This is a genomic window from Spirosoma migulaei, from assembly GCF_054776855.1.
In genome coordinates, this window is the sequence record NZ_BAAHBG010000022.1 from 541,708 (window position 1) to 561,791 (window position 20,084).

The following is a 20,084-nucleotide window of genomic DNA, read 5'->3' on the forward strand; positions in this document are numbered from 1 at the left end:
GTATGTTATAAATTTTTGTTGCGCAACGGTTGCTGTTCTAACAACTCATACCCCTGATTCGAAATAAACGCTTCCAGGGCTGGCAGATCCTCCGGGCGGTGCATGTCACTCCCGATAAAATCGGCCCATTTGTTTTTGAGGATGAGTTTCGCTTGTGTTTTTGCATGCCCACCATATCGGCCTGTCATGGACATCCAGTTTAGTTGCATCAAACAGCCCTGATCACGCAGGCGTTGTATACCATCCAGATCGTTTATATAATACGAATAACGTTCTGGGTGCGCTAGTATAGGTGTATAGCCGTTCGTCTGGATTCGGAAGATCATTTCATCTAACAGCATTGGCTTAGCTAGCCAGCCAGTTTCAACAAGCAGATACTTTTCGGAGCCAAAGGTCAGAAGTGGAGCCTTCTCTAAACGTTCCAGAAAGTAATTGTCCAGCATGTATTCAGCAGCTACTTCGATCTGAATGGGAATCCCTTCCTGTTTGACCTGTTGCTGTAAAGCGGCTAGTCCTTGTAAAATCGTAACCGAATCGTTCGGATAATGATCCTGGCTTACGTGGGGGGTCGTTATTACTTTTTGAATACCCCAATCAGCGAGTTGACGGATACAGAGTATGGACTGCTCCATTGTTTTTACTCCATCATCGATACCCGGAATCAGGTGTGAGTGTATGTCCGTTTGCCAGAAGCAGGGTGCCTGGGTACTCGATAGTTCTTTAGAAGAAAATTGGTTTTTCAACCAGGTCAATACGCGATTCGTCATCTTATTTCTGGTTCGGCGATGCCGGGACATTTTTTTTGTCATCTCGACGGAAGGAGAGATACGTTCCGGCGGCCCGGTCTTTTCGTTGGAATGACAAAAATAGGCGTCTTCAACTATTATAAATACTTGTGAATACCATTTACACTAACTACACCAATTCAACTACTTCACCTACTAAACCAATGCAACATTACTATACAAAAATGAATCATGTGACAATTAATGCTAGATCCAGTCTGGTATTTTCGCCGAATAATAAATTGATATGCACTTAACTATCATTCGGGGCATATTAAACCAGTAGTTACCAATATATTGCTTCCGTTTAGTGAAAAAGCTCATAAAGATACGCAGTAAAGTGAACTGAATTACTAGCTACTCACTGGCGTATGTAGACCGTTGATCGGTTAAGCTAAACGGAATACTCAGATCAATGTTGTGAATTCAATTTCTGCCTCTATGGCTTGATATCTGAAGGAGTAAAGTAAGGTAAAGCCTATTGGCACACCATTTTTGTTTAACCGTCTCAAATTTAGAATTGCTCATGAAAACAACTACAAACAAAGCTGTATGGTCATTTTATGGACTATGCCTCATGTTCATGGTCTACGCTTGCCGGAACCAGGATGCCACTCCCCTCGCGCCTAAGTACACGATGGAATCGTTACGAGATCTGCAATTGCCGGGTCTTCGAGTAACACCTCCTGCCGCGGTTACCGTAACGGCTTCCACGTTGACCCCATCGCCCGCTGCAAGCCAGGTTAAAAGTGATATCGGTGCGGGTAATGTAAGTCCTGCTGTTATCCAAGCTGCGGCAGAGATGGCCGCTGCGTTATCCGCTGCCGGAACGTCGGCAACTAGCTTCAATAGCGAATTTACCCCAACGGTCATTAATGCAATCAAAAATGGCGGAAAGCTACCCTCTCCCTTACAGGCAACGATCAATTCGTTGGTAGCTAACCCAACATTGCAGAAATACTTCCCGACCTTTACTTACCCTCAAGTGAACGGGAACGTAATTGGACCAACGACGACGACTATTCCGGGACCAGGATTCCTATCTCTTATAGCCCCAGTAACTGTTAAACCGGTTAATTATGTGGGTGATCCTTGCTTTAAAGCAGCCAACGACCTGTTCGATGCTAAAATAGCTGGACTGGAAAATGACCGTCAATCGCAGGTGGGAACGGTACAAGGCAATTATAATTCGGGTAAGTCGACAGCCGAGAGTGATGTACAGAGCTGTATTTCGGGCAAACTAGCTCAATATAGCAATCTGGTCAATACATCCAGCGGAAATCTGACTACGGACATGGCTAAGTTAGTAGCCATTCAAGGCACCCTCGGTGCAACAAACTATGAGTTGCTGAAAGCGTTCACCTATCTGTTGTACGCACAGGAAAATCAACTCTATTATGATCTACAGTCGGCCGATGTGAACGCCTGTACCATCACCGCTATCGCAAAAGTTGCAGCTGCCAAGTTTGCGTTTGATACAGACGTGAATGCGATCAATAACAACTTCAACGAAACGATTCGGCAGGCACAACGGATTGTACTGGCTCTGTTCGATAGCTGCCACAACCAAGGTACTGTAGCACCATAATACATTAACCGATTCGTCGGGTCCATCCCTAAATCCCCTAAAGGGGACTTAGCTCAAACTTAGACAACGTCCCCTTTAGGGGATTTAGGGGTAAACTGATTGATTATCCAATCTGTGTTAATGAATAGGGTAACCGGTGTAATGCGTACGAGTTTAGGGTGGAGTTTATTACTAATCGGCTTAGTAGGATCACATCTGAGTTTGGCTCAGGTGAATATATCAGGTAAGCCAGGGTTAATGAACATCCCCACCGCAAGGATACTGGCTGATGGCATGTTTCATATCGGCTATCATTATAATCCTTCGCACTACGATCCTCGTGCTAATGATCCGAATGCGTCTGTGAATGTCGCCCCTAATCAGTCGTCCAGTATCTATTACGCAACCTTGGCGCTGTTACCCCGCCTTGAAATTAACATTAATATATTTCGGGTGAATGGGGATCTACCTCTGAAATCTAGAGGCATTGGGGACCGTCAGTTTGATATTAAGTATGCGGTGTTGACAGAGGGCGAACGTAGGCCATCGGTTGCTGTGATTGTCTCTGCACCTTTTGGGATAGATAATTCACTGGTTACGTATGCCGCGGCTACCACCAAAAATTTCACGCTAAGTGAAACGATAACGGCGGAAGTTACAGCTGGATTTGGAAGTCCGTATTACTTTGATCGAAGCGATAATAAGGGGAACGATTTTGATATTTTCTCTAACTATAAGCTTCACAATAAAAATGAACGCTCTAATCCGTATTTGTCAGGGCCTTTTGGGGGCGTAGCGATTCGGTTTAAACAAACGCTGGGCGGAATGATCGAATGGGATTCGCGGCACCTTAATCTGGGTGCCTATGCCAAGCTCTTCGATCGCTGGACAGTTCAGGCGGGCGTTATTAATTTCGATCAGATCACATTCGGCACGTCTTATGCCGTTTCGTTAAAGAAGTTACCGAAACGAGTACGTGAGAAGTTGGAGGTGGTGAAGTAAGTGGTTTGTTTATCATTCCTCCTATCGTCGGAATGACAAACAAACCGGAATGACAAAAAATAAGTAAGCTAAGTGCGCATTGTGACAAGAAATAGATCAGCAATTGTCTTAAGTTATTTAGTGCTGTGCTGGTCTGTTCAGATAGGTTTTTGTCAGCAACAGGATCAACGAACGTTGCTGAATTTCGAAAATCTAACCATTGATAGTGCCAGCCAGCGGGTATATTATGAGCAGCGGCTCTACAGAAACCCAATGATTGGTCTGTTGGAACTGAGTCAGACGCTTGCCAAACCGGCTACCACTGAATTTGTTCCACTCTATCAGGGAGTACCTATTGCCGGGTATCGACTGGGGACCAACTGGCAAACCAGTTTATTATCCCGAACCGAACGGAAAGTGTTACGACATAGTATTCCGGCTGGGCCGGGCCATTACAAGGTTGATTTCCGGCTCCATCCGGAGATGGTTGCCAACTTCGGGTATAAGATGGACCCGTTTCAAACAAAAATCAGCTTGCTCTTACAAAGCCAGCTGTATTTGACCCGGGGGCTGGTACTGAATATAGGTGTGTTGTTCCCGATCACGAACAACTACGATACGCAGCCAATGAATATTCGGCCAGCGCCTATTTACCTGAATCAGTTTTTAGCCCTGAGTGGCCAGGATTTCATAAGTGGGTCGGTTGGTTTCTTTTACAGTAACCAGTATGGTGTAAACCTACAATATCGACATACTAACTTAACCAAACCCTGGTCGTTTGGTCTGGAAGCCAGTTTAACTGGTGACTATTACTACCCAACAAAGGGGATTTATTACGAGTCGATGGATAAGGCCATGATCTTAGCCGATGTGGCGTATCGAATCAGTAAGCGGGATATTACCCTTAAGTTGTCTGGAGGACAGTATCTGTACCAGGATCAGGGCGTACGGTTTGACTTTATCCGTCAGCTTTATTCAGTGGAGGTAGGGGTTTTTGCGATGAAAACAACGAAAGGGTCAACGGCAGGTTTCAATTTTGCGATCCCGATTCCACCCGGCCGCTTGGCGCAGTCGAAACGGTTACGAGTACGAACAACGGAGGAGTTTCGCTGGGAGTACTCCTATAATGGAGGAGGGAGTAACGTTGGCCTACGGTATCGGGTAGGTAATCAACTGGATGCCCTGCTTCGTCAGTATCATTCCGATTATTTACGTCAACAACAGCCCTAGTATAATCGTCATGTTTCATCGTCTACTAATCAATACTCAATGGAAAAACTCTCAACGATTCAACCAACTCGTGTAAACGAAAAAAATCTTAATCACTCTTTAAATCACCTCCTATACCTCCGGTCTAGGTCCACTACCCAACTCAATAATCCCTTTTTTACTATGCGTTTATCTCTACAACTCCACGCTTATTCGGCCTTAACCCGGTGTCTTGGGATACTGCTTGGCCTGATGATTGCCGCCCAAGTATCGGCAGCACCCATTATTACGTCGGCAGGCAGTTTTTCCAACCCATGCGGCCTGACCCCTCCTACTGTATCGCCAGCATCGGCGACTGTTACGGTTGGAAGTCCTTTTAGTATTACGGCCACAGGCTGTGCGGGTGGTATCATTCAATATTTTGGCAGCAATGGTGTGTACACAGTTGCTCCAGGTGGCACCATCAGTGTTCCAACCAGCGCAACCGGAACCATTGTTATTCCAACTGCCTGCTCGAAAAGCGGTTGCTTGAGCGATATTGCTGAAGCCGTGATTACTGTTGCTCCTGCTGGTGACCCCAATGCAGCACAGCGGCCGTTTGTCAGTACGCCAATCGGAACACAGAACGCTACCGTTGGATCAAACTTCACGTTCATCATCCCGGCTAACACATTTACAGACCCGAATAACAATCCATTGACGCTAACCGCAGCGGGCTTGCCTGATGGACTTACCTTTAACGGGCTGGTCATTACAGGTCCTCCAGCATCACCTGGTATTTCGCAGGTCACCATAACCGCGACGAATTCACTTGGTTTGGCCATCAATACCACCTTTACGATCATCGTCTCAGGTGCAGCGCCAGCACAATCGGATCTAACGCCAACGATCGACTTACCTCAGGCTAACTTTGCCGCAACGAGTCCCAACAATTCGCGTGACTTTGTAGTCGAAATAGCCGAATTGGATGGTTTTGCCACATCCACCGGGAATGTTATCTTTACCGTTACTGCGCCTACGGGTTATAGCATTTCGTACTCGAATGCCATTACCAGCATCAATGTATCAGGAGGGCTTACGAATCCGGTTGCGGTCGATAATACAAAGTGGTCAGTTACTAACAATGCTCAGAACCAACAATTGACACTAACTATAAATGGTGGTGAAGCGATTGCTGGGTTTGCTAAAGTAAAAATAGGCTTTACTCTCACCCGCACATCCGCCAACTCAGGAAGCACATCCAACATTGTGGTGAACGTTAATGATGACGCGACTAACAGCTACGATAATAATTCGGCAAACAATATCTATAGCCGGATTATAAGTGGTCTATAAATTTTATACCTGCCAACTAACATTTTGCTAGTTGGCAGGTTTCCTAAGGGTACGGTCTTTTTCTACAAACTTATCGTCTATTGTTATGATCCGGAAACGTTTACTTATGCTTTTGACGGTCTTGTGCAGCAGCTATGCCGCCTTCGCCCAGGATCCTTCCGTGGGAGGAATCGTCATTAGCCCCAACCCCATCCAGGTTGGACAAGCCGCTAGTCTCACCGCCAGCTTTGGCAATGGTAGCTCCACCGATATCCCTCAGTCCGCTACCGCTACCTATACCGTTAACCTGCCCCCCAATATCGGCGTAACCGGCTCCTCAGTCGTGGTTATCTCGCCTGTGGCGGGCACCACGGCCAACCTGTCAGTTACCGTGGGCGCTTATGATGGAACCAATGGCACCATTGTTACTGTCCGCAGCAACAACGGCGTCGTGCCCGGTAATGCCATCTATGATCTGCGCTTAGCCATCGTTGGCGTACGCGTAACGGGAGGCTTGCCGCCCAATGTGCTGAGCAATGCCCTCTCCAGTGGTATCGGTACCAACAACCCCAACAACGACAATGCCAGCACGCCCGTGGCGGTAACGGCGGGTGCTTTACCCGTAGCCCTGGTTTCCTTCACGGCCAAAGCCCAGGAGGATCGCACGGTTGCCCTGGCCTGGACCACCTCGCTGGAAACCAACAACAAGGGCTTTCTGATCGAGCGCAGCAAGGATCTGAAAGGTTTTGAGAAAGTGGGCGAAGTAACGGAGTTGGGTACCAACAGCAATTCGCTGAAGAATTACCACCTGATTGACCAGACGCCTTACGCGGGTACGAGCTACTATCGGCTGACCCAGATGGATCTGGATGGCAAGTCGACGGTATTCCCGGTGGTGTCGGTGGTGCTGCGTGAAGGTGCCTATGGCGTGTTCCCCAATCCAGTGCTCAATGATCAGCAGTTTCGGTTGAGTCTGGATGAGCCCGAGACGGCACAGATCAATTTTTATGGCGCAGATGGTCGTTTGATGCCGGTTCAGAAGATGGGTGTTGAGTCGGGGAATCTGTTGTTAAAGGTGACGGGTAAGCTCTCGACGGGGGTGTACATTCTGACGGTGGATGAACGTGGTCAGACTCGTAAGCATCGCTTAATTGTCGAATAGATTCGCCTGGCTGATTAGCTAAACTGGATTTTAATAGATCCGTTAGCCCTTGTCAGCCGATACCGGATCCCTATCAGGAACTGTTTCATACTAGTTAACTTTCCAGGCACATGAAAACAAAGTCTAACCATATATCGAATGCTTCGCCGAAAAAGGCGTATCAGGCACCCCGCGTGAAGTCGCTGGGTAATGTCAAAAAACTGACGCTAAAAACAGGCTCGAACGTCGATGGCTTCGGCGGTACGTTCAGCTAATTTAGTAAATGGTTATTAGTTAATAGATATCTATTAACTAATAACCATTTACTAATAATTACAAAAAGTGGCTGCGTTCTTCAAAGGGACGCAGCCACTTTTTGTATATCCTGTATCACCACCGAACGGCTTGAAATGTCCAGCCTGGCTGTACTTTTTGTATTTCGATCTCATCATCCCGCTTCGTTAAACCACAGTTCAGGTAATTCTGATGTAAGGCTGCCAGGGCCACCCTGTCTAACTCAACGCCCAGGCCAGGGCCCTCTGGAACAAGTACAGCTCCTTCCTCAAAGTTGAAACGTCCGCCTGTAATGACTTCATCCGATTGCCAGGGATAGTGCGTATCCAATGCATAAGGCAATTGGGGTAGTGCCGCACCTAGATGCACCATAGCCGCCAGCGAAATGCCCAGATGGCTATTCGAGTGCATTGATAACCCACGTCCGAATGTTGAGCAAATACCGGCAAGGGTAATTGACGAACGAAGCCCTCCCCAAAAATGATGGTCGCTCAGGATAATATCCTCCGAGCCAATAGCAATACTAGTGGGAATATCCTCAAACGAGGTGGTACACATATTGGTCGCTAAGGGCGTTTTTACCGCTTGCCGGACCCTGGCCATATTTTCCTGACCTCGAACCGGATCTTCCAGATATTCAAGGATGGGCTCCATCTGTTTACCATACTTGATGGCCGTTTCGACCGTCCAGAGGGCATTCGGATCAATGCGCAGGGGTACATCGGGACCAAAGGCTTCATGCAGGGAAAACATGGCATCCACCTCCTGCTGCGGCTCAAAAACGCCACCTTTCAGCTTGATTGACTGAAATCCAAATTCCGCACACATGACTTTTGCCTGGGCAACAATGCCTTCAGGGTCCAAAGCCGCGGCTTGCCGGGCAGCGGCCCACCCTTGGGCAGTTGGGTCGGTATGGAAGCCCAACTCCCCTCCTGCTCCTTCGTATTTATAAAACAGATAGGCCGAGAACGGCACACGGTCCCGCATCCTTCCGCCTAATAGATCAACAACGGGTCGGTTCGTTACTTTGCCGATAATGTCCATACAGGCCACTTCGATGGCGCTGAAGATGTGAACGAGCTTTCGCTGGTCCCAGGGTGCCTGTCCCCGTTGAGCAGCCGTTTCGGTCCCAAATCGGTTGACCAGTACCTGTCGGATCTCATTGAGTTGAAAAACATCCTTTCCAATGAGTAACTCGACGGACTCATGCAGGGCCGCATCAATAGCGCTATTACCTGGTATCTCGCTTATGCCCGAAATACCATCGTTCGTCACCAGCTCAACGATGGTCCGAAGGGCATAGGGTGCGTGCAAACCAGCCGCATTCAGCAAGGGCGGATCAACGATGGCAATAGGCGTAATGATGATCTGATTAATTCGGGGTCCAGTTTTAGGGTTCATAATGAGGGTTTATTTTGACATGATAACTGCCGGGCCAACGTTCGCTTCTACCAGCAATGCAAGGGCACTATGGTCTAAATCACCCAATCCCAACGCTACTGCCTTATCCATTTGTGCTGCCACCAAAGCCGTTCCTTTGAGCGATACAGCCAGGTCTTCACCAATCTGTAGCGCAATAGCCATATCTTTCTGGTGAAATTTCAGTTTTCCGCCCGGTTGAAAATCCCGGTTAATGATGCGTTTACCATGTAGATCAAGGATACGGCTCTGGGCAAATCCACCCAGTAAGACCTCGCGCATTTTTTCGAGGTCGACCCCGGCTTTTTGCGCCAGAGTAAACGCTTCGGCCACTGCCTGAATAGTGATGCCCACGATGAGCTGATTACAGGCTTTCGTGGTTTGCCCCGCCCCCGACTCGCCCACGTGAACAACCGTTTTACCCATTGCCTGAAATACCGGCAGAGCACGCTGAAAAGCGGCCTCAGTCCCGCCTACCATGATCGACAACGTAGCTGTTTCTGCCCCCACCTGGCCACCCGAAACCGGTGCATCGAGCGCGTCCACACCCTTTTCCCGCATTAGCCTGTAGGTATGGGTAGCGGTCGAAGGCGAAACCGTAGACATATCGATGAACAAACTACCTGGCTGAATACCAGCGAGTGCGCCCTCAGGCCCAGACAATACCTGCTCAACAACGGGTGCATCGGGAAGCATGGTAATGATAATATCACTCTGCTGGGCTACTAGCTTACAGGTGGTAACGGACTGTGCACCGGCATCAATTAACGCTGCAGCCGCTTTGCTATGACTTAGTATAGTGACAACATAGCCAGCCTTGAGCAGGTTGAGTGCCATAGGCTTGCCCATAATACCCAACCCAATAAATCCTATTTTTTCCATAGTTGAGAAACGAACATCTTTTTCAACACAGAGCCACAGAGGTCACAGAAAACATATGGTAAAAAATGTGTTCTCTGTGGCTCTGTGTTCAATACATCAAACTAACGGAAACAACTGGGCGGCAATCAGGATGATAACGAGGCCAGTTAATCCCATGACCACAAGCAGGGGCGAAATGGTTTTTAAAGCCTCCTGTTCGGTTAAATTGCTCAGCTTGCAGATGATCCAGAAACCCGCGTCGTTCATCCAGGGAACCAGCTTTGACCCACAGCCAATGGCCAGTCCCAGGTAGAGTGGATGAAACGCCAGGTTAGCGTTACCCGCCATACCCGAGAGAATTCCGGATGCGGTAATCAACGCCACCGTAGCTGATCCCTGCGCCGTACGAACCACAGCGGCAATCAGGAACGCCAGAGGAATCAAAGCCATCTGGTAGTCTTTGGTCATATCGGCAATCTTAGCGCTGATGCCCGTCTGTTGCAGCATACCACCGAAAGCCCCGCCCGCTGCGGTAATCAGAATAATGCCTCCGCCACTCATCAGCGCTGCCTGTACAAAAGGCGTTAGCCCTTCTTTATTACCTCGTTTCTGCCGGGCCAGTATCAATAAGGCAGCAATACCACCGGTGATGATGGCAATGTTTTTATCCCCGAAAAATTTGATCAGGCTTAGTAGTTTACTTAAAACCGGCGATTGCGTAAGCGGCACAGCTGGCGTTGCCAGAGCATTGAGGGCCGTATCTGCGCAAATGAACACGAGCGGAATCAATACGGGCAGTAACGACACCCCGAGCGAAGGCAGGTGCTGATCCTCCTTAGCCGCCACCAGTTTAAGATCCTCTAGCCGGGCATCCAGCGAGTCGCGCAACGGTATTGGCCATTTCCGATTGGCCCAGAGGGCAAAGAAATAGCCCGCTGTGATGGTAAACAGACCAACGATGGTGCCTCCTATCATCATCATCCCGATGGGAATTTTCATTTCCCCAACCAGAAATAAGGGTCCTGGTGCGGGTGGTACCAATGAGTTGGCCATAGCGGCACCCGCCATAATACACAGGACGAGCAACAGGTAATTTTTACCGATTCGCAAGGTCATTGCTTTAGCCAGCGGCATCATCAGGAAAATAACCGTATCGAAAAACACGGGAATTCCCAGAAAAAAGCTGCTGACCAGGAAAGCAATAGGTGCTTTCCCGATACCGGTTAGCCGAAGCATCGACCGAATAATCCGTTCGGCGGCTCCACTCTCCAGCATACTTTTACCGATGATAGCCGCCATAGCAATCAGGATACCTATTTTACCGCAAGTATTCCCAAACTCGGTTGCAATACGCTCACCGATGCCTTTTTTAGCCAGGGCCAGTGCGGCTGCCGGTGCGGTTCCCTTCGACAATGCAAACTGTTCAATGGCCGAAGCGGGCGTCAGCAGTGCTACTGCAAAAGCGCCCAGTAACAACGCCAGAAACGGGTGTAGCTTCAATCCGATGATACCGCCTACCACGATGAGTACACCTACGGCCAAAATAAAAAGCGGATCAGTCATTCAGAGGGGAAGGGTTACGGTTTAAGGGTTACGAGGTGTAGGAGAAGTTTTTTTCGACTGGTCTACGCCGGTTTATGCGTTAAATGAGCGTTTAAACCCATTCAGCTTTTGAGCCAGACTTCGGGCACCATCCGCAACGAAGGTGGCATCGGCTCCACAGGCAATTAACCGTATACCCAGCTCATGATAAGTTTGGTAATCATTAGGATTGAAAAACAGAATACCTGTCGATTTGCCCGCCTTTTGAGCCGCGTTGACCGTTTCCTGCAGAGCCTCTTTAAAACGAGGATGGTCGAACTGCCCGAATATACCTAGCTCCATCGACAGATCGGCCGGTCCAATGAACAGCACATCCACACCATCAATGGCGGCTACGGCATCCAGGTGATCCAGCACCGCTACGGTCTCGATTTGCACGATACCCAAAATTGTCTCTCTGGCATCTTCATAATACTGAGCAAAGTTCTGGGCGAAGCCCGTAGCCCGCACCATCTTGGCTACTCCCCGATTACCGTGAGGAGGATAATGTAAGCCGTTCACTACCTTTTGAGCCTCCTCTGGACTACTGATTTTAGGGCACATGACACCTTCGGCACCCATATCCAGCACCCGGTGGATACGCTGACTTTCGGCACTTTCTACCCGCACAATGGCACCAGCAGTGGTATGTTCCAGCGCCTGCAACTGGTAGAGAACATCTTTTTCTGAACCCGCTCCGTGTTCAAGGTCGATCAATACCCAGTCGAAACCAGCCTGACCAACTAGCTCGGCGGTTAATGAACTGCCCAGATTTAACCAGCACCCATTGAGTGTTTCGCCCTGCTTGAGACGTTGCTTCAGGTTTTTCATGCACAATAAAGGAGAGAACCGATTGACTATACTTCTTATCTTATCAGATTCCCAATGCAACTGTTTACAGCGGCCAATTGGCCTAGTTATTCAGCTCACATCCATCTTACTTACCCATCAACTAGTCTATGAATCATCTGAATAGCGAATACAAACCCATAAACCGACGGGAATTTATGATTGGTACAGGTTCGGCATTGATGGCCGTGGGCACGGCCGGATTTACCCCCACTTCTACGGAGTCAATCAGTTCTAGAAAACCCTTAGCGACGATTCGGATCAGCGCTGTCAATGCTAATTTTGAACGGGAACCACTGAATCCCTATCGGTTCAAGGGAAGTGCCATAACCGATAGTTGGCAAACTGTAGCCCGACTTGAATCTGAGTCGGGTATTCATAAAATCGGGCTAGGCACACAAGGGGTTCTCTGGTCGGATTCAAGTGTGTTTGCCACCCATTCCGAAAGCGCGGGCAATGCGCTTATGTATGCCATGAGCGAACACGCCTTGCAATTGATGAAAGGGACTTCCTTTACGAATCCAGTCGAGTTAGTTGATAGGCTCCTTCCCGAGGTACTGGCCTATGGCAAAACGATAACGGGAAACCCCAATCTACGAAAAACCTTTGCCCTGAATTCGCTGGTATGTGTCGATAACGCGGCCTGGCTCCTGTACGCCCAGGAAAACAACATGACCCGGTTCGACGAAATGATTCCCGATGCCTATAAACCGGGTTTGTCGTATCGTCATAAGCAGGTCGCCTGTATTCCATCGTTTAGTGTAGGCACATCCGCCGATACGATTAAGAAAGCCGCCGACGAAGGGTATTTTATCCTGAAACTAAAAACCGGATCGGCAGGTACACAACAGGAAATGATTGAAAAGGACATCGCTTTTCTGTCGGCGGTTCATAAGGCAATTGGTCATTACGAAACCCCTTATACGAAGAGCGGAAAAATACCGTATTACTTCGATGCCAACGGCCGATACGAATCAAAAGAAACGCTGCTTCGTTTTCTGGATCATGCCAAAAAAATTGGCGCTTTCGACCAGATCGCGGTAATCGAAGAACCCTTCGCCGAAGACAATGAGGTTTTTGTCGGTGATATGGGTGTACGCATTGCCGCCGATGAAAGTGCCCATACGGTGGAGGATGCAGCCCAACGAATTGAGCAGGGTTATTCGGCCATTGCCGTGAAAGCCATTGCCAAAACCTTAAGCATGACCATGAAAATTACCCAGTTGGCCTTCGAAAAAAAGATCCCCTGCTTTTGCGCCGACTTAACTGTCAACCCGATCCTGGTCGATTGGAACAAGTGTGTCGCTGCCCGTTTGGCACCCTTCCCTGGAATGACCGTAGGGTTACAGGAAACCAATGGTCGGCAGTATTTCAAAAACTGGACTACCCTGATGAGTTACCACCCAAAAGCGGGTGCAACCTGGACCCAACCTCAAAAAGGTGTGTACCCTACCGATCAATCGTTTTATGAGCAGAGTGGCGGGATTTTGGCTCCCTCAGCGCATTATGAAAATTTATTTAGCTAGAACATGATTTATAAATACATAGGGTGTTGCCCTATGTATGCGGGAAACACTTTCCCTATCTATTTTGTAGTTACTACATATGCCTCTCTTCGTCATCGTCCGACACGGACAATCACAGTGGAATTTAGAAAACCGCTTTACGGGTAATACTGACACACCGCTAACCGAGTTGGGTCGACACGAAGCCCGCGAAGCGGGTGCGTTACTCAAAGCCCATCAACCCCCAAACTTCGGGATCGGGTTTACATCCATATTGCAGCGGGCTATTGAAACAATGGCCCTTATTCTGGACGAAATTGGTCAGACAGACCTGCCGATTGAGCGCAGTGCGGCTCTGAACGAGCGTATGTATGGCGATTTGCAGGGGATGAATAAGCTGGAATCCGAAGCCCGATTTGGAGCCGAGCAGGTATTCCGGTGGCGACGGGGCTATACGGATACGCCACCGAACGGTGAAAGTTTAGCCGACACCCATGCCCGCGTGATCCCCTACTTTAAAACAACGATTTTGCCACATCTACAGGCCGGAAAAGCCGTACTCGTGGTAGCGCACGGGAACAGTCTGCGGGCTTTACTGATGGAGTTGGAACACATTAGCCCAACAGATATTGAAAAAGTTGAATTGGCTACAGGTATCCCACGTCAATACGACTACGACCTGGCCACCGGCGAGTTTAAGCTATTACCAAAATAAGAATCGTTCGATAGTCAGGTAATCAGGCAAATTCAGATTAGCTTACTTATCCCTTATTTCACCGCAATTACCTCAACCTCAATCAGCACATCTTCGCGAACGGTTTGGGTCACGCTTTTCATTTCAACAATTTTGGGAGCCGTTGCAAAGTAAGTAGCCTGAATCGTCTTGAGTAGTTGCGAATCGGCATCACTCACAAGCGTAGTGCCTGTTCCATCTTTGACAGAGTACTTTACCTGCGTAACATCAGTCAAGCTCATATTTACGGTAGCCAGTGAGGTTTTTAGATTCTCAAATATCTGGCGGGTCTGTGCACCTAAATCACCCGAGCCCACTAAATCGCCATTCGTATTGTACGGGCGTTCTCCGCACACATAAACAGTCTGACCCGGTATACCAGTATCTACTTTATACAGATAACCACTGGGTACTTTTACGGGAGTTGGTGGCTGAGCCTGGCTACAGGAAGCCAGCACAATCCACAATAGAAAATTTCGGAGGTAACTCATATTGTATCGAATAAAGTTATTATCTATACTATGGGTAAGCTGTGTATTAACCGACTAGTATACTCAGTAACGAATATTTCCTAGCAGCATTACTCAGTTGTTCGGAGGTAAGTGCTTGCCTGATCATCTTCACCATTGGTGTACCCATTTCCCGGTACCGAATCGGCATCGGACTGATCGAGGGTCATGACTTGAGCCCGGTTCGTGAATGTACCCGTACTGGTTGCCTGAAGAACAAACGTTATCGTAACCGACTGACCAGCGTCTATCTGACTAATGGTACCTCTAACCGTTGATCCCGTTAGCGTCATACCCGAAGCAGAGCTAACAAACTGCAGGCCCGCAGGAAGTAAATTGTTCAGGACAACATTGGTTGCCGCAAGGCCCCCCTGGTTTTTTACCGTCAGTGTAATACTGATGGGTTGCCCGATCTTTACGGACTGGCTACTGGTCTGCATCTGTAAGCTCAGGTCCGCTTTGTTGGGGTCGGGTGTGGGCTGATTCGACTGAACGGGCGGCAAAGGTCCCTGATTAGGATTCGGTGATACGTATACATTAGTTGACGATACGGTTGTTCGTAAGTCAACCTGGGCTTCGTCCTGCTCCCCATTGGCCGTTCCGTTGTTCAGAATGCCGCCCAATACTGGATTTGCAGAAGCCGTTAACTCAGCAGCGGCAATATAAGTCCCTGGAGCCGTTAGGCGGGCCACATACCGTCGACTCATCGTTAGACCGGAAGGTATAGCGCTAACACTGCCACTGACTACATTATTAGCGGCACTCAAATTATCGGCAGATGATATGAACGAGAGGTTAGGTGGAAGGCGACTTTGAATCGATATAGCGCCTAAATCGCAGCCTCCTTTATTCTGCACGGTGAACCAGAAACTAACCGTATCGTTAAGCGCCACAGTATGTTTAGAGGTTCGAATAGCTAACGTAAGATCCGCAGGAGCCAGACTAATCGTTTGTGAAACAGCAGTAGACAAACAACCATACACCGCATTTTGCGCTTGAACACTGTAGGAGCCGGGTGTTGTAACCACAATCGACGTCGATGTGGCACCGGTACTCCAGCGATTCGGCCCGGCATACGACGAGCTGAGTTTCAGGCCGGTAGTTTTGCAAATAGTCTGGGTTCCATTATCGGAAGTTACGGTTGGCGGTGTAGGCTGAACGTTTGTGGGCACAACTACGGCAGGCGGGAAATACACCTTGTTTTGACCATTCTTTAGTCGGGCCAGATAAACGCCAGCGCCAACCGTCAGACTATTGCTGGTACTACCTGTGTTCCAGGTATATTGATAACCGCCTGGCTGGGTGAGCTGAAGTTGATTAGCCGTTGCGCAGGCAATACTGGCCAGCGGTTGTGGCTCAGCGACATAGGGAGATATCGTCGATAGGTACGAGTCTGTAATGGCAGTAGCCCAGAAATCACCCGCTTTAGTCTGACCCGAGGGGGAGAAATGAATACCATCGGGACGGTCGGCCTGGGTGTTGATATTGTCCAGATCGGGCCCCTGAAACGCCGAATAGCCAGACGTACCGATGACCCTGAGTTGGGCCGCCCGAACATTATCGAAGCGGGCACCCACGAACGAAGACAAGGCAATAATGCAGGCCAGATTGGGTTTGTTGAACTCCGTTCGCAGCTTATCAATGACTTTGGTATAATATTTTGCCGTCGAATCGGTTGGATTGTCCCGATCATTTTCGCCATGCTGAATCAATACAGCCCGTAGCCCGGTTGTGGGTACATACAGGTTCATGAGGTTACGAAAATTAGCGTAAGGCATGCGAAGGTCGTAGCGAACAAAGGAATGCTGGAACGGTATGTTATAGGATGCCCAGTAGTTCTGCTGCATATTCGTTCCACCGAAGCCAGCATTGTACAACATAACCGGCACATTAATTCGCTGGACAAGGGCATCGCCCATATGGCCCCATAGCCAGGGTATACTCGCAAACGGCGAGAAGCCACTGTTAATCTGCAATTGGCTCAACGCCAAACCAGGGAGGTATTGCGTATCGCCGGTATTCAGGTATTGCTGAAAGGCACTCCCATTTTGATCAAGGGCTACTACATTGACCCGATCATCGCTGGCTCCATTAATAGAGGGGCATTGGTTAACGCCGTTTACCGTACAACCTGATCCCTGCGCATTGGAATGCCCCATAATAGCAAATACCTCTCCTACCCCAAACCGATCTACTGAATCTGATGTTACTACGACCCCTCCGCTTTTCCCTCGCACCAGTACCTTGTACCATCCACCTTTTACAGCGAGTGTCCCATTGAATTGGCCATTGGTTGGGTTTGTCTGCAAAGTTGCCCAATCGGTTGTGGTACCCTGTCCTGTAACGCGGGCAACTACGCGGGCTTCCACAACATCCAGCGACTGGCTATAACTGCCAGCAATCTGCACAGTTGCCTGATTGCTGTTGTTGCGCTGTAGTACCAGCCGACTAACGGGAAAGGTAATTTTGATTTGAGCCTCTGATTCACAGGGCATGACTAGACTAGCTATTAGCGCTATACATACTGCTAAATTCCCCCTCACATCCATTTTGTACACGTTATTAGCATTTATTAAATTTCAAGTAGTCAAAATAGAATTAATATATCCTTATTTGAAGCAAAAATCATGCGTAACTATCAGGCATTAGTTGTGATGCTTGTAAAAAAAGCGCCAATGGCACGTAAAGAGCTGTCTGATAGGGTGTAAAAAGTGTGGATTTTTCCTTGAGGTGCTATCAAAACTACAGCAAAACTACCGTTTACACAATTTTTATTTTACAAAATTTAATATAGATATACTTAATTTATACATAATCAACACTATATACACTTTTAAATAATGAAGTTACCGGTAGATCCTATTACAGCTAATTATAGGGAATCTCTGTAGCTGAGCGTTTGCATCAGCGAGTGTATTCCGACTAAATTTGTCCAGAATTAGTAATACGCATAACACAGTCGCTCTCCCCTATTTACCAAGCCAATCCGTAGGTGATTCGCCTGGTAACTAACTACCCTCATTGATGTTACTTCTATGAAGAACTACCTCTACATACTTATTTTGGCCGCTTTACCTGCCATCGTATATGCACAACCGTCAGCGCCTGGTACCGACTGGGTCAGTATGGTCAATCCGTTAATTGGAACGGATTCAAAGCCGAGTCTTTCCAACGGAAATACCTATCCAGCCATCGCACTGCCCTGGGGAATGAATTTCTGGATGCCGCAAACGGGCAAAATGGGCGATGGCTGGGCCTACACCTATGCAGCCGACAAAATTCGGGGGTTCAAACAAACGCACCAGCCATCGCCCTGGATGAACGACTACGGTCAGTTTTCAGTCATGCCTATAACCGGGAAGCTACGCATTGACGAAACCGAACGCGCTAGTTGGTACTCGCACAAATCAGAAGTGGCGACGCCTTATTACTACAGCGTCTATCTGGCCGACCATGACATCACAACCGAACTAGCCCCAACCGAACGGGCTGCCAGTTTTCGGTTTACGTTCCCGAAAACGGATCATTCGTATGTGGTCCTGGATGCCTTCGACAACGAGTCGTACGTAAAAATCAGCCCGAAGGAGCGGAAAATCAGTGGCTATACCACCCGCAACAGCGGTGGCGTACCAACCAATTTTAAAAACTACTTCGTCATCTATTTTGATAAACCGTTCGCTAGTTCGCAAGTCTGGCACGAGAAAACGATTACCATAGATTCTCTGGAAATTAAATCGACGCACGCCGGAGCGGTAGTAGGTTTCAAAACAACCAAAGGCGAACAGGTTCAGGCTCGGGTAGCCTCGTCGTTTATCAGCGTTGAGCAGGCGGAACTGAACCTGAAGGAACTGGGCAATGATTCGTTCGAGACCGTCAGGCAGAAAGCAAAACAGGCCTGGAACAAAGAACTTGGTCGGATTCAGGTAGACGGTGGCACGGTGGCCCAAACGCAAACGTTTTACTCCTGTCTGTATCGCTCACTGCTGTTCCCCCGGAAGTTTTACGAGTTGGATGCTGCCCAAAAAGTGGTGCATTATAGCCCGTACAACGGCCAGGTGATGCCAGGATACATGTTCACCGACACCGGTTTCTGGGATACCTTCCGCTCCTTATTCCCCTTCCTGAACCTGATGTACCCATCGCTGAATGTACAGATTCAGGAAGGCTTAGCCAATGCGTATAAGGAAGGGGGCTGGTTACCCGAATGGGCAAGTCCGGGTCTGCGTAACACGATGGTCGGTTCCAATTCGGCGTCTATCATTGCCGATGCCTATCTGAAAGGCGGTCGTGGCTACGATATCAACACATTGTATGAAGCCGTATTAAAAAATTCGGAGAAAGAAGGGCCGCTGGATGCAGTTGGGCGCCGGGGAGTTGATTATTACAATACACTGGGGTATGTGCCTTACGATGTAAAAATCAACGAAAATGCGGCCCGGACGCTGGAATATGCCTACGATGATTTTACGATTTATCAACTCGCCAAGGCGCTTAAACGACCGCAAGCCGAAATCGATCGATTTGCGAAACGGAGCCAGAATTACCGAAATCTGTTCGACAGGCAGACGGGATTGATGCGGGGCAAGAATAAAGATGGGTCGTTCCAGTCGCCGTTTAATCCGTTCAAATGGGGCGATGCGTTTACAGAAGGCAACAGCTGGCATTATACCTGGTCGGTTTTCCACGATGTGCAGGGTCTGATCAACCTGATGGGTGGCCGACAACAGTTCGTTACAAAGTTAGATTCCGTCTTTATGATCCCGCCCGTGTACGATGAGAGTTATTACGGGAGCGTCATTCACGAAATTCGGGAGATGCAGATTGCCAACATGGGCCAATATGCCCACGGGAACCAGCCTATCCAACACATGATTTATCTGTACAACTACGCCGGAGAACCCTGGAAAGCCCAATACTGGCTCCGGGAAGTGATGAACCGATTGTATCTACCAACGGCTGATGGTTATTGTGGCGACGAAGACAATGGCCAGACATCGGCCTGGTACGTCTTCAGCGCAATGGGTTTTTACCCCGTTTGTCCAGGCACCGATCAGTACGTTCTTGGCGCACCCTTATTCAAAAAGATAACGGCCAAACTGGAAAACGGCAAACAGGTGGTTATCAACGCACCAAACAATAGCGCTCAGCACCGGTATATTAACACAATGCGTTTGAATGGAAAGCCGTATACCAAAAACTGGCTGAGCCATCAGGGGTTACAACAGGGGGCTGTTTTAGATTTCGATATGTCTACGACTCCGAACCGGCAACGGGGTATTCAGCCAAACGATTTTCCGTATTCATTTTCAGCTACAACGGCTAAGTGAGGGAATGAA

The 20,084-nt window shown here is 48.5% G+C and carries 16 protein-coding genes; 9 read left to right on the forward strand and 7 right to left on the reverse strand.

Going from position 1 to position 20,084, the window contains the following annotated elements; translation table 11 throughout:
• Positions 1 to 5 precede the first annotated feature (5 nt).
• Entirely contained in the window at positions 6 to 797 is a 792-nt protein-coding gene (locus ACYVGO_RS23525; RefSeq protein WP_460971364.1) for a tyrosine-protein phosphatase, read from the reverse strand.
• A gap of 514 nt (positions 798 to 1,311) precedes the next feature.
• Between ACYVGO_RS23525 and ACYVGO_RS23530 the strand changes: the two genes are divergently transcribed.
• From ACYVGO_RS23530 to ACYVGO_RS23555, 6 genes are all read left to right on the forward strand, one after another.
• Entirely contained in the window at positions 1,312 to 2,373 is a 1,062-nt protein-coding gene (locus ACYVGO_RS23530; protein ID WP_460971365.1) for a hypothetical protein, read from the forward strand.
• Between the two features lie 141 nt (positions 2,374 to 2,514).
• A complete protein-coding gene (locus ACYVGO_RS23535; RefSeq protein ID WP_460971366.1) occupies positions 2,515 to 3,354 on the forward strand; it encodes a YjbH domain-containing protein in 840 nt (279 codons plus the stop codon).
• Between the two features lie 81 nt (positions 3,355 to 3,435).
• Positions 3,436 to 4,563 (forward strand): YjbH domain-containing protein, encoded by a 1,128-nt coding sequence (locus ACYVGO_RS23540; RefSeq protein WP_460971367.1) that lies wholly within the window; start codon positions 3,436 to 3,438, stop codon positions 4,561 to 4,563.
• A 162-nt stretch (positions 4,564 to 4,725) separates the two neighbouring features.
• Positions 4,726 to 5,877, forward strand: a complete 1,152-nt coding sequence (locus ACYVGO_RS23545) for a putative Ig domain-containing protein (protein ID WP_460971368.1) — start codon at positions 4,726 to 4,728, stop codon at positions 5,875 to 5,877.
• 85 nt (positions 5,878 to 5,962) lie between these two features.
• The gene (locus ACYVGO_RS23550) at positions 5,963 to 7,018 is read left to right on the forward strand and encodes a T9SS type A sorting domain-containing protein (RefSeq protein WP_460971369.1); all 1,056 of its coding nucleotides are present in this window, start codon (positions 5,963 to 5,965) and stop codon (positions 7,016 to 7,018) included.
• 110 nt (positions 7,019 to 7,128) lie between these two features.
• Positions 7,129 to 7,272: a hypothetical protein gene (locus tag ACYVGO_RS23555; protein WP_460971370.1), complete on the forward strand. Its 144-nt coding sequence runs from the start codon at positions 7,129 to 7,131 to the stop codon at positions 7,270 to 7,272.
• A gap of 115 nt (positions 7,273 to 7,387) precedes the next feature.
• Here the strand turns inward: ACYVGO_RS23555 and ACYVGO_RS23560 are convergent, their stop codons facing one another.
• The 4 genes from ACYVGO_RS23560 to ACYVGO_RS23575 form a co-directional block, all read right to left on the reverse strand.
• Positions 7,388 to 8,692, reverse strand: coding sequence for an enolase C-terminal domain-like protein (locus ACYVGO_RS23560; protein WP_460971371.1), 1,305 nt, complete (start codon positions 8,690 to 8,692; stop codon positions 7,388 to 7,390).
• A 9-nt stretch (positions 8,693 to 8,701) separates the two neighbouring features.
• Positions 8,702 to 9,592 (reverse strand): 2-hydroxy-3-oxopropionate reductase, encoded by an 891-nt coding sequence (locus tag ACYVGO_RS23565; protein ID WP_460971372.1) that lies wholly within the window; start codon positions 9,590 to 9,592, stop codon positions 8,702 to 8,704.
• Between the two features lie 96 nt (positions 9,593 to 9,688).
• Positions 9,689 to 11,134: a GntP family permease gene (locus tag ACYVGO_RS23570; RefSeq protein WP_460971373.1), complete on the reverse strand. Its 1,446-nt coding sequence runs from the start codon at positions 11,132 to 11,134 to the stop codon at positions 9,689 to 9,691.
• 72 nt (positions 11,135 to 11,206) lie between these two features.
• Positions 11,207 to 11,983 (reverse strand): HpcH/HpaI aldolase family protein, encoded by a 777-nt coding sequence (locus tag ACYVGO_RS23575; RefSeq protein WP_460971374.1) that lies wholly within the window; start codon positions 11,981 to 11,983, stop codon positions 11,207 to 11,209.
• Between the two features lie 128 nt (positions 11,984 to 12,111).
• Between ACYVGO_RS23575 and ACYVGO_RS23580 the strand changes: the two genes are divergently transcribed.
• Both ACYVGO_RS23580 and ACYVGO_RS23585 read left to right on the forward strand, forming a co-directional pair.
• Complete coding sequence (locus ACYVGO_RS23580; RefSeq protein ID WP_460971376.1) at positions 12,112 to 13,527, forward strand: enolase C-terminal domain-like protein; 1,416 nt, start codon at positions 12,112 to 12,114, stop codon at positions 13,525 to 13,527.
• Positions 13,528 to 13,606: 79 nt separating this feature from the next.
• Positions 13,607 to 14,221, forward strand: coding sequence for a 2,3-bisphosphoglycerate-dependent phosphoglycerate mutase (locus ACYVGO_RS23585; RefSeq protein ID WP_460971377.1), 615 nt, complete (start codon positions 13,607 to 13,609; stop codon positions 14,219 to 14,221).
• Between the two features lie 53 nt (positions 14,222 to 14,274).
• Here ACYVGO_RS23585 and ACYVGO_RS23590 read toward each other — a convergent pair whose 3' ends face one another.
• Positions 14,275 to 14,730 carry a RidA family protein gene (locus ACYVGO_RS23590; protein ID WP_142771678.1) on the reverse strand — a complete coding sequence of 152 codons (456 nt, stop codon included), beginning with the start codon at positions 14,728 to 14,730 and terminating at the stop codon, positions 14,275 to 14,277.
• An 89-nt stretch (positions 14,731 to 14,819) separates the two neighbouring features.
• Positions 14,820 to 17,243 (reverse strand): sialate O-acetylesterase, encoded by a 2,424-nt coding sequence (locus ACYVGO_RS23595; protein WP_460971378.1) that lies wholly within the window; start codon positions 17,241 to 17,243, stop codon positions 14,820 to 14,822.
• 540 nt (positions 17,244 to 17,783) lie between these two features.
• Between ACYVGO_RS23595 and ACYVGO_RS23600 the strand changes: the two genes are divergently transcribed.
• Positions 17,784 to 20,075: a GH92 family glycosyl hydrolase gene (locus tag ACYVGO_RS23600; protein WP_460971379.1), complete on the forward strand. Its 2,292-nt coding sequence runs from the start codon at positions 17,784 to 17,786 to the stop codon at positions 20,073 to 20,075.
• Positions 20,076 to 20,084: the final 9 nt, after the last annotated feature.

Excerpts from the sequence above, each read along its gene's own strand:
- ACYVGO_RS23525 (WP_460971364.1), bottom strand. The coding sequence starts at position 797 with ATGTCCCGGCATCGCCGAACCAGAAATAAGATGACGAATCGCGTATTG.
- ACYVGO_RS23530 (WP_460971365.1), top strand. The coding sequence starts at position 1,312 with ATGAAAACAACTACAAACAAAGCTGTATGGTCATTTTATGGACTATGC.
- ACYVGO_RS23535 (WP_460971366.1), top strand. The coding sequence starts at position 2,515 with ATGCGTACGAGTTTAGGGTGGAGTTTATTACTAATCGGCTTAGTAGGA.
- ACYVGO_RS23545 (WP_460971368.1), top strand. The coding sequence starts at position 4,726 with ATGCGTTTATCTCTACAACTCCACGCTTATTCGGCCTTAACCCGGTGT.
- ACYVGO_RS23550 (WP_460971369.1), top strand. The coding sequence starts at position 5,963 with ATGATCCGGAAACGTTTACTTATGCTTTTGACGGTCTTGTGCAGCAGC.
- ACYVGO_RS23555 (WP_460971370.1), top strand. The coding sequence starts at position 7,129 with ATGAAAACAAAGTCTAACCATATATCGAATGCTTCGCCGAAAAAGGCG.
- ACYVGO_RS23560 (WP_460971371.1), bottom strand. The coding sequence starts at position 8,692 with ATGAACCCTAAAACTGGACCCCGAATTAATCAGATCATCATTACGCCT.
- ACYVGO_RS23565 (WP_460971372.1), bottom strand. The coding sequence starts at position 9,592 with ATGGAAAAAATAGGATTTATTGGGTTGGGTATTATGGGCAAGCCTATG.
- ACYVGO_RS23570 (WP_460971373.1), bottom strand. The coding sequence starts at position 11,134 with ATGACTGATCCGCTTTTTATTTTGGCCGTAGGTGTACTCATCGTGGTA.
- ACYVGO_RS23575 (WP_460971374.1), bottom strand. The coding sequence starts at position 11,983 with ATGAAAAACCTGAAGCAACGTCTCAAGCAGGGCGAAACACTCAATGGG.
- ACYVGO_RS23580 (WP_460971376.1), top strand. The coding sequence starts at position 12,112 with ATGAATCATCTGAATAGCGAATACAAACCCATAAACCGACGGGAATTT.
- ACYVGO_RS23585 (WP_460971377.1), top strand. The coding sequence starts at position 13,607 with ATGCCTCTCTTCGTCATCGTCCGACACGGACAATCACAGTGGAATTTA.
- ACYVGO_RS23590 (WP_142771678.1), bottom strand. The coding sequence starts at position 14,730 with ATGAGTTACCTCCGAAATTTTCTATTGTGGATTGTGCTGGCTTCCTGT.
- ACYVGO_RS23595 (WP_460971378.1), bottom strand. The coding sequence starts at position 17,243 with ATGCCCTGTGAATCAGAGGCTCAAATCAAAATTACCTTTCCCGTTAGT.
- ACYVGO_RS23600 (WP_460971379.1), top strand. The coding sequence starts at position 17,784 with ATGAAGAACTACCTCTACATACTTATTTTGGCCGCTTTACCTGCCATC.